The sequence below is a fragment of the Bacteroides sp. Ga6A2 genome (genome assembly GCF_000702225.1).
In the GTDB taxonomy this organism is placed as follows: Bacteria; Bacteroidota; Bacteroidia; order Bacteroidales; family Bacteroidaceae; genus Ga6A1.
The window spans coordinates 62226-79533 of the sequence record NZ_JNKX01000012.1 but is presented as its reverse complement, the minus strand read 5'-3'; the positions used below and the strand labels follow the sequence as shown (position 1 = coordinate 79533).

The 17308-nt window shown below is 45.6% G+C and carries 12 protein-coding genes and 1 pseudogene; 10 read left to right on the top strand and 3 right to left on the bottom strand.

All coding sequences use genetic code 11. From position 1 onward, the window contains the following. Positions 1–716: 716 nt before the first annotated feature. The 10 genes and pseudogenes from T538_RS0103285 to T538_RS0103240 all read left to right on the top strand — a co-directional run bounded on the left by T538_RS0103285 (position 717) and on the right by T538_RS0103240 (position 13869). Positions 717–5180: a translocation/assembly module TamB domain-containing protein gene (locus T538_RS0103285; RefSeq protein WP_051655849.1), complete on the top strand. Its 4464-nt coding sequence runs from the start codon at positions 717–719 to the stop codon at positions 5178–5180. 204 nt (positions 5181–5384) lie between these two features. Continuing rightward, a complete protein-coding gene (gene purU / locus T538_RS0103280; RefSeq protein ID WP_031532124.1) occupies positions 5385–6242 on the top strand; it encodes a formyltetrahydrofolate deformylase in 858 nt (285 codons plus the stop codon). Beyond that, on the top strand, positions 6242–6853 hold the full coding sequence (hisH, locus tag T538_RS0103275; RefSeq protein WP_031532122.1) for an imidazole glycerol phosphate synthase subunit HisH: 612 nt from the start codon (positions 6242–6244) through the stop codon (positions 6851–6853). The genes purU and hisH overlap by 1 nt, the downstream gene beginning before the upstream one ends. Next, complete coding sequence (gene hisA, locus T538_RS0103270) at positions 6850–7575, top strand: 1-(5-phosphoribosyl)-5-[(5-phosphoribosylamino)methylideneamino]imidazole-4-carboxamide isomerase (RefSeq protein ID WP_031532121.1); 726 nt, start codon at positions 6850–6852, stop codon at positions 7573–7575. Before hisH ends, hisA begins: the two co-directional genes overlap by 4 nt. A 16-nt stretch (positions 7576–7591) precedes the next feature. Then, positions 7592–8347: an imidazole glycerol phosphate synthase subunit HisF gene (hisF, locus tag T538_RS0103265; RefSeq protein WP_031532120.1), complete on the top strand. Its 756-nt coding sequence runs from the start codon at positions 7592–7594 to the stop codon at positions 8345–8347. A gap of 21 nt (positions 8348–8368) precedes the next feature. Next, positions 8369–8983 carry a bifunctional phosphoribosyl-AMP cyclohydrolase/phosphoribosyl-ATP diphosphatase HisIE gene (hisIE, locus tag T538_RS0103260; RefSeq protein WP_031532118.1) on the top strand — a complete coding sequence of 205 codons (615 nt, stop codon included), beginning with the start codon at positions 8369–8371 and terminating at the stop codon, positions 8981–8983. A gap of 14 nt (positions 8984–8997) precedes the next feature. Next, positions 8998–9669: pseudogene (locus T538_RS18765) on the top strand (cell division ATP-binding protein FtsE); the annotation flags it as partial. A gap of 429 nt (positions 9670–10098) precedes the next feature. Further along, positions 10099–11412, top strand: a complete 1314-nt coding sequence (locus T538_RS0103250) for an aspartate kinase (RefSeq protein ID WP_031532116.1) — start codon at positions 10099–10101, stop codon at positions 11410–11412. Positions 11413–11437: 25 nt separating this feature from the next. After that, entirely contained in the window at positions 11438–12598 is a 1161-nt protein-coding gene (gene lysA, locus T538_RS0103245) for a diaminopimelate decarboxylase (protein ID WP_031532115.1), read from the top strand. 44 nt (positions 12599–12642) lie between these two features. Next, on the top strand, positions 12643–13869 hold the full coding sequence (locus T538_RS0103240) for a glycosyltransferase (protein ID WP_197025744.1): 1227 nt from the start codon (positions 12643–12645) through the stop codon (positions 13867–13869). A gap of 281 nt (positions 13870–14150) precedes the next feature. Here T538_RS0103240 and T538_RS0103235 read toward each other — a convergent pair whose 3' ends face one another. The 3 genes from T538_RS0103235 to T538_RS0103225 form a co-directional block, all read right to left on the bottom strand. Continuing rightward, positions 14151–15053: a DUF6602 domain-containing protein gene (locus tag T538_RS0103235; RefSeq protein ID WP_051655847.1), complete on the bottom strand. Its 903-nt coding sequence runs from the start codon at positions 15051–15053 to the stop codon at positions 14151–14153. A gap of 105 nt (positions 15054–15158) precedes the next feature. Beyond that, on the bottom strand, positions 15159–15524 hold the full coding sequence (locus T538_RS0103230) for a DMT family protein (protein WP_031532112.1): 366 nt from the start codon (positions 15522–15524) through the stop codon (positions 15159–15161). A gap of 3 nt (positions 15525–15527) precedes the next feature. Further along, positions 15528–17258, bottom strand: coding sequence for a C10 family peptidase (locus tag T538_RS0103225; RefSeq protein WP_081834840.1), 1731 nt, complete (start codon positions 17256–17258; stop codon positions 15528–15530). Positions 17259–17308 lie beyond the last annotated feature (50 nt).

The window sequence follows — 17308 nt, the reverse complement described above, 5'->3', positions numbered from 1 at the left end:
TTTCTTATTGTATTTTGTACAAAATGGAGTTTTCGCTTAATATCACTCGGCATTTGTAAACATTTGCAAAACGGAGTTTACATTTTTATTTTGCAGATGTGTGAGTTTTCCGTCACCCTTTCGTCTGTTAAGGACATATTCACAACCCGCCACAGCGCCCCGACTGTCTGTTGTTTTTTTGACACTTTGCATCATTTATTGCCTGCGGTCTGTACCCCCTTCGTTCTGCAACAACAAATTGGTATGACTACGGGGAAAATGCCCCGATTCACGTCTTGATCATTACAATAAAAAAGCACCCTCGGGTAAGGTGCTCGTCCCGAACGAATCCCGAAGGCATCCCGAACCATGAACGTTCCTTCCCCGTAGCTACCCCGTTCCTACCCCGTAGCTACTCCCTTGCTATCGGCTTACTTCCCCGAACCTTGCCCGTACCATCCGGCTTGCCATCGGCTTGCTATTCCCTTGTCATCCCCTTACAACTCCCTTACCACTCCTTTAGCACCCCCATGTTTGCATCTACCTTATCACTATTTTCAATTTTCAACTCTCTACTTTCAAGTTTTTAATGTCTATTATCAACTGTGAATTGCTAAAGTTTTTTCAATTTTCAACTCTCAAGTTTCCATAACCGGGACAGCTCGCTCTTAAAAAATCGGCGCATTTAATTTTACACTTTCGCTTTTAATGATTAACTTTGCACCACGATATCGAAAATGAAGAAAATTCTGAAATTCATCAGCCAAGCCATAAGATATATCGCCACGGCTATTGTGGGCATATACATTGTGCTAATTGTGCTGCTAAACATACCGGTGATTCAGACGTGGTCGTCGCAAATCATCGCCTCGTCCCTGTCAAGCAAACTCGATTCGAAGGTTACAATCGGGCACATCGACATAGGATTGCTTAACCGTATTATAATAACAGACCTCGAGGCGTGGGATCAGAACGGCAAGAAGATGCTTTCGGTGAAGAAGGTTTCGGCAAAGATTCATATTGAGGACTTGTTCAAGATTGGAAAGGTTTCGATTGCAACGGCTCAGTTGTTCGATTTCAACGCTAATCTGTACAAGCAGACTGCCACGTCGCCTACAAATTTCCAGTTTGTGATTGATGCCTTTTCTTCGAAAGAGAAGAAAGAGGACAGCAAGTTAAATCTGCGTATCAACTCTTTGATTATCAGACGTGGAAACATCAGTTACAACGAACTTTATCAGCCTATTACCGAGGGCAGATTCAGCACACATCACATCAACGTGAAGGATTTCAGTTCGTACATCTCGCTGAAGGCTCTGAACAAGGATTCGCTCAACGTCTTCATTCGCGATATGGAGTTCAAGGAACAGAGCGGATTTGAGTTGAAGAAACTCACAGCGCGCATTCTTGCCAACAGCAAGGGTGCGAAGATTTCGGATTTCATGCTGAAGACGAACGGCTCAAATCTGAAAATAGACAATATCAACTCGACTTTCGAATTTAAAGACGGAAAGCTCGACAAACAATCGCTAAAATTCGACGGAGCAATAAAAGATATGTACGTTACCGCAAAGGATTTTGCGGCATTCGTACCTGCGCTCCAATATGCCGATGAGAGAATGTATCTCGACGGAACATTCGAAGGAACGGCAAACTATGTGAGCATCAACGGAATCAATCTGAGAAACAAGAGCAAGGACATTCAGCTGAACGCAAACGCCACAATCAGTCACCTTTCGGACGGCGAGCCGATGCAGGTCTTTGCAAAAGTAGACAATCTGAACGTGACAAGCAGCGGCGCATCTACCATATTCTATAACATTAAAGGAAAAGAAGCGCAAGCGCCCGAAATCATCAGTCGTCTGGACTTTGTAAAATATGCCGGAACGCTGCAATACGAGAAGGACGACATCAGAATAGACGGCAAAATCGACTCGGGCGCAGGAAGCGTGATTGCCGAAGCCGAGATGAAGAACCAGAAGGATTTTCTGGCATCGCTTTCGAGCGATGAACTCGCCCTTGGAAAACTGCTGGGCAACGAGAAATTTGACAAGACAGGCTTCGAAATAAACGTAAACGGACTTCTGCAAGCCGACAACAATGTAAAGGCAGACGTTGTGGGAAACGTCGATTTCTTCGACTACAACAATTATCGCTACGAGAATATTTCGCTAAACAGTACAATTGAAAATCAGCAGATTAGCGGAAAGCTGAATATCGACGACAAGAACGTTACGCTCTATGCCGACGGATTCGTGCACAATATTTCTTCGAACCCAGAAATAAAGGCTTCGCTACAGGTAGACAAAATCCGCCCGTACGACCTAAATCTGACGAAAGATTACAAGAATACAGAATTCTCGTTCGAGATGGATGCCCACACGAAGGGCAAAATCAGCAATATGCAAGGCTCTGCCAGCATCACCGACTTCCACATGAAGAGCGAGAACGACAGCTACGACCTCAGAAACTTCAGCGTGAGCACAGGACAGAGCGACAACAGCGAGAATGTTATCGACGTAAAGAGCGATTTCTTCGACGCTCATCTAAACGGAAACATCAACTACGCGTCGCTTCCGCAGAGTATCAACAATCTGATGCACAAATATTTGCCGACAATATTCAAGTACAAGGCACAGCCGAAGATTCAGAATTCGTTCGTCTTCTCGATGAAGATTAAGAACGCTTCGCCACTCGAAAAACTGCTCGGCATTCCGCTGAAAGTGAACAAGCAAGGCGTTATCGACGGCGAGTTCGACGAGAAGGAGGAATACTTCTCCATGCGCGGTTTTCTACCTTCGTTCGAGTACGGAAGCAACAAATTTGGCAAGGCGATTATCAGATGCAAGAACAGCGAAGATGCCATCGACCTTAAACTGAATATCGCAAAAATAGGCAAATCATCGATTGTGAACATCGGCCTGAACGCCGAGGCTGGAAACGACAAAATCAATACAAAGCTGGACTGGTGTAACAACCTTGAGGTTAGTTACAGCGGTCTGCTCGACGTTACTACATCATTCGGACACGAAAATGACAGGATTCTGACCGACGTTCAGATAAATCCATCGGAAATCATAATTGCCGACTCTATTTGGGATATCAAGAAATCGGACATTGTGATTTCGGGCAAAGGCATAGACGTAAAAAACTTCATGCTATCGCACGCCGAGCAGCATCTTGGCATCAACGGTATTGTTTCGGACAATCCGTCAGACTCGCTCGTTGCCGATTTGAAGGACATCAACATCGAGTATATCCTCGACATCGTAAACTTCACAGCCGTAGATTTTTCAGGAAAGGCAACAGGAAAGGTCTATGCCAGCAACCTGAAGAAACAGCCGAAAGCCGATGCACAACTGTTCGTTAAGCGATTCATCTTCAACACTTCGGAAATGGGCGACATGAGCCTCTACGCCAAGTGGAACAACGAGGAGAAAGGCATCATGCTCGAAGGAAGAATGCAGGAACTCGGCGTGAGCCGCACCAACGTTAACGGCTACATCTACCCTACCAAGAACGCGCTCGACCTTTGGATAAATGCCGACCAGACCGACCTCGCCATGCTGAACCGCTTTGTGGGCGGAGTATTCAGCAACATCAGAGGACGCGGTGTGGGCGAGATACATCTTCACGGTCCGTTCAAGGAACTGAATCTCGAAGGCGATGTTTGCGCCAATGTCAAAGCAAAAGTCAAGATTCTGAATACGGAGTACGAGATTAAAAATGACACCGTTCACCTGCGCCACAACTACATGGATTTCAACGGAATAACGATTTACGACCGCTACGGGCACATGGGTTTTGTGAACGGATATGTGAAGCACGAGAATCTGAAGAACATGAACTATATGTTCAAGGTTCAGGCTAACGGACTGCTGGCCTACGACGAGCGCAAATTTGGCGAGATGCCGTTCTACGGAACAATCTTCGGAAACGGAACAGCAACAATCAGCGGCGGAAACAACACGCTCACGACAGAGGTGAACATGTCGCCTGCACCAAACTCAACCTTCGTTTACAATGCCGGACGCGCCGACGACATCACGAGCAATCAGTTCATCACGTTCGTCGACAAGACACCAAAGGAGATTCCATGGATTCCGGCAATGCCATCGGGCGAGCAGAAACAGACGAAAGTCGTTCCTGACAACGACGATGACGACATTCCGATGGACTTGAGAATAAACATGCTTCTCGACATCAACCAGAATGCAACGATAAAGCTGATAATGGACCCCGTTTCGGGCGACTACATAACCTGCAACGGCTCGGGCTCGCTGAAAGCAAACTACTACAACAAGGGAGGATTCAACATGTTCGGAACGCTCACGCTCGACCACGGAGTTTACAAGCTGAGTATGCAGGAGGTTATCCGAAAGGACTTCAACATTCGCAAGGGCGGAACAGTTGTCTTTGGTGGAAATCCTTACAATGCCGACCTCAACATCCAATGCGTCTACACCGTAAATTCTGCATCGCTAAGCGAACTGGAGGCAAGCGCAGGAAACAATCGACAGAGCACCGTAAAGGTAAACTGTCTGATGAATCTTACGGGAAAGATGATGAAGCCAGACATCAAGTTCGACCTCGAACTGCCAACCATCAGCGAGGAAGAACGGCAACTTGTGCGCAGCCTTATCAGCACCGACGAGCAGATGAACATGCAGATTATCTATCTACTTGGCGTGGGCAGATTCTACACATACGACTATGCAAATGCCGATGCCAACACAAACCGCTCATCATCGGCGGTAAACTCGCTTCTGTCATCAACCATCAGCGGCCAGCTTAACCAGATGCTCAGTTCGGTTCTGAACAACAATAACTGGAGCGTAGGAACCAACCTCAGCACAGGAAACAACGGATGGTCTGACATGGAAGTCGAAGGCATACTGAGCGGACGACTGCTAAACAACCGACTTCTAGTTAACGGAAACTTCGGCTACCGCGACAATCCGCTTGCAAATACAAACTTTGTGGGCGACTTCGACCTTCAGTGGCTGCTTACACCAAACGGCGAAATCAGTCTGAAAGGCTACAGCCAGACCAACGACCGCTACTTTACTAAGGCGACGCTCACCACTCAGGGCGTGGGCATCATCTTTACGAAAGAATTCAACAACTGGCGCAATTTCTTCAGAATACGTACAGGCCGCCGACGCATTATCGTACACAACGATTCGACAACAAAAAAATAAAGTTCAGCACCGATTGCGCATATTATCATAAAATTTACGCAATCGGTGTTAAACTGTGAGCAAGCAAGCCTATATAATTACAAATATTCAGCATTTTCGATTAAAAAAACAGCAAGTTATAAGAAATAATTACCGTTTCATATAAAAAAACAAAAAAAATAACTAACTTTGCCAACCAAATATATTTTTTCGAAGATTTTAGATATGAACAATACCGCAAAGTTGCTGTTGTACTGTCCTGACCAACAGGGCATTTTGGCTGATGTAACAAACTTCATCACTTTTAACAAAGGTAATATTGTCTACCTCGACCAGTACGTAGACCATGTTGAGAACGTATTCTTTATGCGTATTGAATGGGAACTCGACAGTTTCAGCATTCCGCGCGAAAAGATTTCTGACTATTTCGGCACGCTTTACGGACAGCGCTACAACATGAAGTATCATATCTACTTCAGCGACCAGAAGCCGCGAATGGCAATCTTTGTATCTAAACTATCACATTGTCTGTACGACATGCTGGCACGATACACCGCCGGCGAATGGGACGTTGAAATTCCATGTATCATAAGCAATCATCCCGACCTCAAGAGCGTTGGCGAAAGATTCGGAATTCCTTACTATGTTATTCCGCTCAACAAGAACAACCGCGAGGAACTGGAGAAGGAAGAGTTGGAGATTCTTGCAAAGGAGAAGGTCGATTTCATCGTTCTTGCCCGATACATGCAGATTATCAGCGACAAGATGATTGAGCAGTTTCCAAACCGAATCATCAACATCCATCACTCGTTCCTGCCAGCCTTCATCGGCGCACGACCATATCATCAGGCATACGAGCGAGGCGTTAAGCAGATTGGCGCGACAAGCCACTACGTTACAAAAGACCTCGACGCCGGTCCGATTATCGAGCAGGACATCGTGCGAATCACACACAAGGACACTCCTGAGAGCCTCGTAAACAAAGGCAAGGACCTCGAGAAAATCGTACTCAGCCGCGCCGTTCGTCTTCACATCGAACACAAAATACTAACATACAAGAACAGAACAGTTATATTCAGTTAATGAAAGTAGCAATTGTCGACTATAACGCCGGAAACATCTATTCGGTAGTACATGCCCTGAAACGATTGGGCATCGACCCGGTTCTGACAAACAGCGCAGAAGAACTGAGCAAGGCAGACAGGGTGATTTTTCCCGGACAAGGACACGCCAGAACAACGATGACAAGCCTAAAGGAACATCGTCTCGACGAGATAATAAAGGGTTTGAAGCAGCCTGTGCTGGGCATATGCGTCGGGCAGCAACTTATGTGCCGGCATTCGGAAGAGGGCGATGTTGACTGCGTCGGAATCTTCGATGTTGACGTTAAACGATTCTGCCCTACCCGACACGATGAAAAAGTTCCGTGCATGGGCTGGAACGACATCAGAAACACAAAGACCGCCCTGTTCAGCGGCTTCGACAAGCCCGAATTCGTCTATTTCGTGCACAGTTACTATGTTCCAACATGCCAGTGGACGATAGCCGAGTCAAACTACATTCAGCCATACAGCGCGGCCCTGCACAAAGACAACTTCTACGCCACCCAGTTTCACCCGGAAAAGAGCGGAAGCGTGGGCGAGAGAATCTTGAAGAACTTTCTTAACAACAACGACATAGAGAAAGGACTATGATACAGATTATACCTGCCATAGACATAATTGACGGAAAATGCGTCCGTCTGTCGCAAGGCGACTACAACCAGAAGAAAGTGTACAACGAAGACCCTCTGGAGGTTGCCAAGGAGTTCGAAGGCTACGGAATAACTCGCCTTCACATGGTTGACCTTGACGGAGCACGCTCAAAGCACGTTGTAAACCATAAGGTGCTCGAAAGAGTTGCCACACACACATCGCTCACCGTTGATTTCGGCGGAGGAATAAAGACCGACGAAGACCTTGACATCGCCTTCGACAACGGAGCATCGCTCGTTACACTCGGCAGCATCGCCGTAAAAGAGCCTGAACGTATGTGGGGATGGTGCGACAAATACGGCGCAGAGAAGATAATCCTCGGAGCCGACGTAAAAGACAAGATGATTGCCGTAAACGGATGGCTGGAGACAAGCAAGCAGGATTTGTTCAGCTTTCTTGACACTCACATCAAGAAAGGCATCAACAACGTTCTGTGTACCGACATATCGAAGGATGGAATGCTTGCAGGTCCGTCAATCGAACTATACAGCGAGGTGATGCGCTTCTGCCCTACCCTCAACCTCATCGCAAGCGGCGGAGTAAGTTGCTTGGACGACATCAAGAGACTGAACGAGGCGGGTATCCCAAGCGTCGTATTCGGTAAAGCCATATACGAAGGCAAGATTGACATGAACGAACTCACAAAATGGGTCAACGCTTAACACAAAAATCAGAATTATGTTAGCAAAAAGAATCATACCTTGCCTCGACATAAAGAACGGCGAAACAGTAAAAGGCACAAACTTCGTGAATCTTCGCAGCGCAGGCGACCCGGTTGAACTGGGCAGAGCATACAGCGAGCAGGGAGCCGACGAACTTGTGTATCTCGACATAACAGCAAGTCACGAAGGCAGAAAGACCTTTACAGACTTGGTTCAGCGCGTGGCAGCCAACATCAACATTCCGTTTACCGTTGGCGGCGGAATTAACGAATTGTGCGACGTAGACCGAATGCTCAACGCCGGAGCCGACAAGATTAGCATCAACTCGGCAGCAATCCGCCGTCCTGAACTGATTGACGAGATAGCCAACAGTTTCGGCTCGCAGGTTTGCGTTGTGGCTATCGACGCCAAACTAACAGAGAATGGCTGGAAATGCTACCTCAACGGCGGACGACTGGAAACCGAAAGAGGCTTGTTTGAGTGGGCTAAAGAAGCGTGCGACCGCGGTGCAGGCGAAATTCTCTTCACCAGCATGAACCACGACGGTGTGAAAGCCGGATTTGCCGACGAGGCTCTGGCTCAACTAAGCGACGAACTCAGCATCCCGGTCATAGCATCGGGAGGCGCAGGAAAGAAGGAGCATTTCCGCGACACATTCATCAACGGAAAAAGCGACGCTGCACTCGCAGCAAGTGTTTTCCACTTCGGTGAGATTAGCATTCCCGAACTGAAGCAATATCTTCACAGCGAAGGAATTAACGTAAGAATTTAACATAAAACATAAATAAGAAAAATGGCATTAGATTTCAATAAGATGAATGGCCTTATTCCAGCCATCATCCAAGACGACAAGACAAAGACGGTACTTATGCTCGGATTCATGAACGAAGAGGCATACAACAAGACTGTTGAGACCGGAAAGGTTACTTTCTGGAGCAGAACCCGTAATTGTCTGTGGACAAAGGGTGAGACAAGCGGAAACTTCCTCAACGTAGTGAGCATTGCCGAAGACTGCGACAACGACACTCTGCTTATCAAAGTCAATCCTGTAGGTCCTGTATGCCACACCGGTGCTGACACCTGCTGGAACGAGAAGAACGACGCAAACCCGCTGCTCTTCCTTTCATTCCTTCAGGACTTCATCGAAAAGAGACACGAGGAGATGCCGGAAGGCTCATACACAACAAGCCTGTTCAAGGACGGCATAAACCGTATGGCACAGAAGGTTGGCGAAGAGGCTCTCGAGGCTGTTATCGAGGCTACAAACGGAACAAACGAGCGTCTGGTTTACGAAGGCTCCGACTTCCTTTACCACCTCATCGTACTCCTCACAGCCAAGGGCTTGCGCATCGAGGATCTTGCCAAGGAACTTCAGGTAAGACACGATCCAAACTGGCATAAACATTAAAAAAACGCTTCATCATGCTCATAGAATATAACAAGGTTTCGCTAAACCACGGAAACAACCCGATTCTAAAGAATATCGACTTCAAGATGGACGAAGGCGAGTTCGTGTTCATTATCGGTTCTGTTGGCACAGGAAAGACTTCATTCCTGAAAAGCATCTACAACGAACTCGAAATTGCCGACGGAAAGGCAATGGTTTTGGGATATGATATGAGCAAAATGTCGCACAAGAAACTTCCGTACCTGAGAAGGCAATGCGGCATCGTGTTTCAGGATTTCAAACTGCTGACGGACAGAACAGTCTACGACAATCTGGCGTTCGTTCTGAAGGCAACCGACTGGAAGAAAGAGAACATCGACGCACGAATCTCCGAAGTGCTGAAAAGCGTAGGCATGGAAGGCAAGCAGAACATGCGTCCGCATGAGCTTTCGGGAGGCGAACAGCAGCGTATAGCCATTGCGCGCGCCATCCTCAACAAGCCGAAAATAATCATCGCCGACGAGCCTACGGGCAACCTCGACGCTGCAACGGGACTCTCAATCGTAAAACTTCTGCAAGAAATAGTAAAGAACTCGGGCACAAGCGTGATAATGAGCACGCACAACCTCGGTTTTCTTCAGGAAGTAGACAATTGCAGAGTGTACAGCTGCGAAAAGAGCGAGTTTGTAGATGTTTCGCACAAATATACACAACTGATTCACAAGAAGCCTGTTGTTGAGGAGAAGGTCGAGACTAAAGCTGAGGAAGAAGAAGAAACGCCTATCGTCTACGAGACTTCGGGAACAGCCAAGGACATTGACAAGGAACTGGAAATGATGAAGATGGAAGATATTGAACCAGCCTACGATGTCAACGAAAAGTCAGAGGTCGAGACCGCAGCCGAATCAACAGAAAATGAAGTCGTAACCGAGGCAGAAAATGCCGAGACCGACAGCAGCGAAGAGACTGTTGCCGAAGAAATCGTCATAAACTCTCAGAAGGAAGATGACGATAAGCCTCAAACGCCATCGGCCGACGAAGAAAAGACTGAAGACAAACAAGAAAAGCCATCAGAAACAATACGTTTCGACATGGACGACTATTAAACAAATTCGAAAAATATAAAACTAAATAAAATGAAGGTACTTAAATTTGGTGGCACATCAGTTGGCTCAGCCCAGCGCATGAAGGATGTTGTCAAACTGATTACAGACGGTGAGCAGAAAATTGTAGTTCTATCAGCAATGTCTGGTACAACAAATTCATTGGTCGAGATTTCAGACTATCTCTACAAGAAGAACCCAGAGGGCGCCAATGACATCATCAACAAACTCGAGGCTAAATACAAAGGTCATGTTGAGGAGTTGTACAGCACTCAGGAGTACAAAGACAAGACAAACGCTTTCCTGAAGGAAGAGTTCGACTATCTGCGCTCATTCACAAAGGACATCTTCACAATGTTCGAGGAGAAGATTATCCTTGCTCAGGGCGAGATTATGAGCACCAACATGGTTACAAACTATCTGCTTGAGCAGGGCTACAACGCTACCCTGTTGTCTGCACTCGACTTTATGCGTACAGACAAGAACGCAGAGCCAGATTCATCATACATCAAAGAGAAGATTACTGCCGTACTCGAGAATAATCAGGGTAAGGAGATTTACATCACTCAGGGTTTCATCTGCCGCAACGCTTACGGCGAGGTTGACAACCTTCAGCGCGGCGGTTCTGACTATACTGCATCGCTCATCGGCGCAGCTGTAATGGCCGACGAGATTCAGATTTGGACAGATATCGACGGTATGCACAACAACGACCCTCGATTTGTTGAGAACACAAAGCCTGTGCCTCATCTTCAGTTTGAGGAGGCAGCAGAACTGGCTTACTTCGGTGCGAAGATTCTTCACCCTACATGCGTTCAGCCAGCCAAGTTTGCAAACATCCCTGTGAAGTTGCTTAACACAATGGAGCCAACCGCTCCGGGTACAACCATCAGCAACGAGCTTACTCCGGGCTTGTTCAAGGCAGTTGCTGCAAAGGACAACATAACAGCCATCAAGATTAAGAGCGGCAGAATGTTGCTTGCCTATGGGTTCCTCCGCAAGGTGTTCGAAATCTTCGAGAGCTACAAGACAAGCATCGACATGATAGTTACATCAGAAGTTGGGGTATCGGTTACAATCGACAACACAAGTCACCTTGCCGACATCCTGAACGACCTTAAGAAGTTCGGAACAGTAACCGTAGACGAGAACATGTGTATCATCTGCGTTGCCGGCGACCTTCAGTGGGAGAACGTTGGCATTCAGGCTATTGCAACAAACGCAATGAAGGACATCCCTGTACGCATGGTTTCTTACGGAGGCTCTAACTACAACATCTCTTACCTTATCAAGGAAGAGGACAAGCAGCGTGCATTGCAGAGCCTTAGCGCACATCTGTTCAAATAATAACTAAAGTACACAACACATCATAATGAAAGGTCATTTTCCTGTAGAAAAGTTTGCCAACGTGCAGACTCCATTCTACTACTACGACACAAAAGTTCTACGCGAGACGCTCGACACAATAAAGAAAGAGATTGGCAAGTACGAGAACTACAGCCTGCACTACGCCGTTAAGGCTAATGCAAACGGAAAGGTTCTGTCAATTATCAACCAGTTCGGCTTCGGTGCCGACTGCGTTAGCGGCGGCGAGATAAAGGCTGCACTCAACGCAGGCTTCCCTGCCGACAAGATTGTTTATGCCGGCGTTGGAAAGAGCGACTGGGAGATAAATCTTGGTCTTGAGAAAGGAATATTCTGCTTTAATGTAGAAAGCATTCCAGAACTCGAGATTATCAACGAACTGGCTGAGAAGCAAGGCAAGGTGGCACGCGTGGCCTTCCGCATAAATCCAAACGTGGGAGCACATACACATGCCAACATCACAACTGGTCTTGCCGAGAACAAGTTCGGCATCGCCATGGAAGACATGGAGAAGGTTATCGAGATTGCCAAGGGAATGAAGAACATTCAGTGGATTGGCTTGCACTTCCACATCGGAAGTCAGATTCTCGATATGTCCGACTTCGTGGCTCTGTGCAACCGCATAAACGAGCTTCAGACCAGACTCGAGCACAACGGAATAACAGTTGAGCACATCAATGTAGGCGGCGGCTTGGGCATCGACTACGAGAACCCTAACAAAGCTCCGATACCAACATTTGCCGAGTATTTCGAGTGCTATCACAAGCATCTCAATCTGCGCAGCAACCAGCATCTGCACTTCGAACTTGGTCGAGCAGTGGTTGGTCAGTGCGGAAGTCTGATAACAAAGACTCTGTATGTAAAGCAAGGTTCGGTAAAACAGTTCTGCATAGTCGATGCCGGCATGACAGACCTCATCCGCCCTGCCCTCTATCAGGCATACCACAAGATTGAGAACATCTCGAGCGACGAGCCAAACGAAACATACGATGTTGTAGGACCTATCTGTGAAAGCAGTGATGTGTTTGCAAAGGCAATAGACATTAACAAAGCGCATCGCGGTGACCTTATAGCACTGCGTTCGGCTGGAGCCTATGGCGAGATTATGGCAAGCGGTTACAACTGCCGCGCTCTGCCTAAAGGCTACATTACAGAAGATTTTATATAATATTGAATTTGTTTATGATAAATCTGTTCGGATTAACTGAAGAGATGAATTGGGCTATAAACGGTTCGGCTGGAGTCTTGTTGTCACTGACAACAGGACTCCTGTCCCGTTATGGTCAGATATACTATCAGCATAAGAAAACGCTCAAGGGCACAACAACTTATGCCGACCGTCAGGAACCTCTGTCTGTCATTATTGCGGCACACAACCAAGGCGAGGCTCTGAAAAACAATCTGCCATACATTCTTGAGCAGGACTACCCCGACTTTGAAGTCATTGTAATAAACGATGCGTCAAACGACGACAGCGAGGAGGTTCTGAAGAATATGGAGGCAAAATATCCAAACCTTTACCACACTTTTACACCCGAATCTGCCCGATACGTAAGTCACCGCAAACTTGCCCTTACACTCGGCGTGAGAGCCAGTAAGAACGAATGGCTCGTGTTTACCAATGCCAACTGCAAGCCCGATTCAGACCAATGGCTAAAGCTGATGGCGCGTAACTTTACAAATGGCACGAACGTTGTGCTTGGATACAGCAATTACGAGCGCAAGAAATCTGCATTCAACAGCCGAATTGTCTTCGAACGACTAATGCAACAGATTTGCTCGTTCAGCACCGTATTTGGCAGCGGGAATGCCCTTATAGGCTCTGGCAGCAACATGGCTTACCGCAAGTCTGTTTTTATGAAGCACGAGGGGTTCAAGAACTGCCTCAACCTGAAATTCGGCGAGGATGCTATGTTTGTGAACCAGATTCACCGCGCCCACACGGCACGAGTTGAGACCGACCCTAACAGCGTCGTGCGCCAGCAAATGCCTTATTCAAAAGCCGACTGGTACGAGGACAAGGTGTACGAACGCGAAACGTCAAAGCACTTAAAAGATATGACACTGTTCAGAATTCACTGGGCAAGTTTCTACCTCATAAACTATCTGCTTCTGGCATGGGCAGTTGCCGAAACCGCCGGCCTACTTATGTTCACGCACAATGCCAATGGCGAGAGAGTCGGTTTAAAGGAGTTGTTTGACTACGCAGACAACGCTCCGCAACAGATTGAACTTATTGCCGGAGTATCTTTCGTGTGGCTGCTGATGCTCACAACATGGCTGCTCCGATCTATAATGCTGAAGAAGACGTGCAAATTGTTTAATGAAAACCGATATTTCTTCTCTCTCCCGATACTTGAATACATCCAACCTCTGCGCAACCAGATGCACAGACTAAGACACATGTTCAGAAGAAAGAAGGATTTCAGAAAGAACTAAACAAAAGATTATCTGTTGAAAGTCCAGAATTCATAAAAACTGGACTTTCAACTTTTTTAAAGAATTACTCATTATAGGCTATACATTCTTAATTACAATCCATTTTTCTTCAAATGGGTGATTTGTATTATCAATTAGCAGACATCATTATTCCTTAATCCCAAATCGGTCATTAGAAATTTTGCCTTACATAATGTTCAGATAAGTATCCGGAGCCTATAAAAATATAAGCAAAAAGTGCTAATGATTGACTCTGAATAATTAAACCAACTTACATTTTGCTACTTATTTTTTTCTAATGACCGTTTTGGGTTAATTAATGCAGGGAACTTAGATTTGATTACGCCAAGTTCTCTGTCATGCGTTCTCCCACTTGAAAATGAAGTAAAACCAGGTCTAGTAATTGTAGATCTTGATTTGTCATAAAATACACTAAGAATACCAGTTAAAAGAAATTGTAGTCCTAAGTGAAATTCCTTTTTTTCTTCATGCTTAAACATAACGTACTTAGCTTTTTTAGGACATTTCTTTAAAGGTCTAGCTTTGAATATTCCCCAGTGTTTGAATGCCCCAACATATCCTACCATATCATCAAAACTTAAGTCAGCGCTATCACTTTCATATAACGATTTCATTTTGTCAAAAATCCAATCAAATGTATCAGGGTCTTTTTTTTCTATATTATTGTCCATTGACACTAAAGCAAAAAATGGAGCCCGAATATCACTTGACCTACACAATTTAGAAACATCTTTCAGCGCTTTTAGCTCATGAACTATATCTTTGTCATTAAGAGTTTTCTTCACAGAAATAACACTTATCACTCCTTCGGGTGGAACAATAACAGTATCATTACTACGAAGGTATACTGGATACTGGGCACTATTATAAACAATAATATCCAACTGAGTAGAATGCTTATCAGTATCTTTTTTACGACTTCTGTCATTTTTCCCTGTTTTGACTGCAGGTCGTACAATAAAACCGGTTAAAACTTCAAGTTCTTTAGGAAGGTACTTAATTAGGAAACTACGTATAAGATTCTCTACAAATCGGCCATCTTCACCCTTGTGTTCAGCTCCGCTACCTTTAGGGGCAGGAATCAACTTTTCAAAATTCTCATATGTATCAAGCATTGATAAAACTTCTTGTTGAAAGAAGTCTCGTATTCTTTGTCCATCCATATTATATACAATCACTATTGATTACAACTAAAATACACCAGAATTTATCTAACACGAATCTAAATTTGAAATTTGCGACTGTTTAGCGGACTGAACTCTAAAACTTTAAATAAACACAAAATAAACTGCTAAAATAAGGCAGACGAAGGCGGCAACATGATTCCAATGCAATTCAGAACCTTGGAAGAGAAACGATGTTATCGCCGTGAAGATTATCAGCGAAAGAACCTCCTGAATAACCTTAAGTTGCATCAACGTGAATGGTCCGCCATTGTCGCGAAAGCCTATGCGACTGCTTGGAATCTGAAGGCAATATTCAAAAAAAGCCAGTCCCCAACTAAAAAGTATTATCCCGAAAAGCGGCCAAGATGTTGAAATTTTCATCTGGCTCAGTTTCAAATGCCCATACCATGCCAATGTCATAAAAATGTTGGAACCGATGAGCAGCAACACAGTGTAAAACCCTTTCATCTGCTACTTTATAACCTTTTTACCGTTTATTATATACAAACCTTTTAATCCGTTAATGTTGTTGCCACGTAGTCTGCCGTCGAAGCCGTAGATAACCTTCTTCTCATCTGTCTCACACTCTGGAAGCATTGGAGATAATATGCCGCTGGTGCTGCTTACACGAATGCGAGCAAGTTTTCTGATTAGTTTCTCAGACTGAGTATAGGCAAAAATATCGTACGTTCCTTCCATCTTTGGCGTAGGAATGTCGCATGAAATCTCGTAACCGTAACCGGTGCCAAGCCATACATTATCGAGCGACAGAAGTTCCTCACTCTTTCCTGTCTCAATATTATGTGCCTTTATGTCGATGCGATAATCGTACTCCAAGTCGCCGTTGTTCTTAACCTCGATAGAAACCGGAGTGGACTTATCGACTTCGTAAACAGCATTAGAATCGAAACCTTTCATGTAGACATCCACATCGTATGTAGAAACATGATATTCAAGCGTTTTTGAATCCTTTAACTTCAGTTCGAAGAAGATGTTATCAGAACCTTCCATTAACTTCCAGTCTGATGAGCCTACGAGGCGATAGATTGGCATCATTCTGTAAACCTTGCCAATCTTAAAATCTTCGACAACATCGAGATAATAGAAGTTGACGCTTTCTCTGTCGTACAAGATAACGTTTTTCGAAGCACACACAATCTGATTGTCTTCATTCAGATATCCAACGGCAAACTCGCAGTCCTTGCCACCATTGCTGTTTGGATGCGCAAACACGTTGAACAATACGTTACAGCCGAACGGAACAGAGACATAGTCGCGCTCCAACTCGCCACTTTGCTGATATTTTGACGTTATAAGGCACGAATAACTGTCGTTACCGTCGGGCGACTGGCGATATGTTGCATACAGTTCAGGATCAGACATTTCGGCATCTGGGTCGAGACCTGCCAGAACATACAAATCGTTGGTATATCCGCACATTGGCGTTCCACTCTCATCATAAGGCGGCACAAGTTCGTAGAGGCTTGCATAAACTGCATCGCCCGAGCCGTCACCCCAGTTGAAATGATAAAGCCCGTCCTTTCTGCCGTCGCAGATAAAGGCATGACCTATCTTTCCATCTTGGAAGAAAACACGCTTTCCCAGTAGAACGACCGGACGGTTGTGCTCAAGTTCATAATCAATAATATTTACGAAATTCTCGTACGAATATCCGCTGCGACGATACACTCGAACACCATTGTATCCGAAATATCGGCTCAGCCAGATAGGCACAGAGTCGACCGGCGCTTTCATATCAGAGCCCGTTGTGCCGAAAACCGTCTGCAAAGCAACCGAAAGGTCGTAGCACAGATTTGCCACAGCCGAGTCGGATTCGTCATAACCTTCTGTCTTGTAAGGCTTATTGTAAGAATGACGCATCTTGCCCCACTCGTATCTGACAGGCTTGCGACAAGTTCCGTCGAAGACATCGGTTATAGGAACCGTTCTCTCCACGGGTTTTTGATAGTACATGAAAATCTGCGACAGCGCCGCCGAAACGCAGCCTATCACAGTTCTGTCGCCGTCCACTTTAGGACATAACATGTTGAATGGCTCTTCTTGTTGCCATGCAATGTCGCCAAGGATTGGGGCAATGTCCGACTTCTTGCCCGCTTTGTTATCTGTACTAATCGCGAAGCAATCTGTTATCCCCAAAAATAAAACCAGTACGACTAAAACGATATGTCTAAATGACTTCATTTTAACAATTACTTTTATCTCACACAAAGATAGAGAAAAAGTCCGAAATG

Excerpts from the sequence above, each read along its gene's own strand:
- T538_RS0103235 (WP_051655847.1), bottom strand. The coding sequence starts at position 15,053 with ATGGATGGACAAAGAATACGAGACTTCTTTCAACAAGAAGTTTTATCA.
- T538_RS0103250 (WP_031532116.1), top strand. The coding sequence starts at position 10,099 with ATGAAGGTACTTAAATTTGGTGGCACATCAGTTGGCTCAGCCCAGCGC.
- hisIE (WP_031532118.1), top strand. The coding sequence starts at position 8,369 with ATGGCATTAGATTTCAATAAGATGAATGGCCTTATTCCAGCCATCATC.
- hisF (WP_031532120.1), top strand. The coding sequence starts at position 7,592 with ATGTTAGCAAAAAGAATCATACCTTGCCTCGACATAAAGAACGGCGAA.
- hisH (WP_031532122.1), top strand. The coding sequence starts at position 6,242 with ATGAAAGTAGCAATTGTCGACTATAACGCCGGAAACATCTATTCGGTA.
- purU (WP_031532124.1), top strand. The coding sequence starts at position 5,385 with ATGAACAATACCGCAAAGTTGCTGTTGTACTGTCCTGACCAACAGGGC.
- hisA (WP_031532121.1), top strand. The coding sequence starts at position 6,850 with ATGATACAGATTATACCTGCCATAGACATAATTGACGGAAAATGCGTC.
- T538_RS0103225 (WP_081834840.1), bottom strand. The coding sequence starts at position 17,258 with ATGAAGTCATTTAGACATATCGTTTTAGTCGTACTGGTTTTATTTTTG.
- T538_RS0103230 (WP_031532112.1), bottom strand. The coding sequence starts at position 15,524 with ATGAAAGGGTTTTACACTGTGTTGCTGCTCATCGGTTCCAACATTTTT.
- T538_RS0103240 (WP_197025744.1), top strand. The coding sequence starts at position 12,643 with ATGAATTGGGCTATAAACGGTTCGGCTGGAGTCTTGTTGTCACTGACA.
- T538_RS0103285 (WP_051655849.1), top strand. The coding sequence starts at position 717 with ATGAAGAAAATTCTGAAATTCATCAGCCAAGCCATAAGATATATCGCC.
- lysA (WP_031532115.1), top strand. The coding sequence starts at position 11,438 with ATGAAAGGTCATTTTCCTGTAGAAAAGTTTGCCAACGTGCAGACTCCA.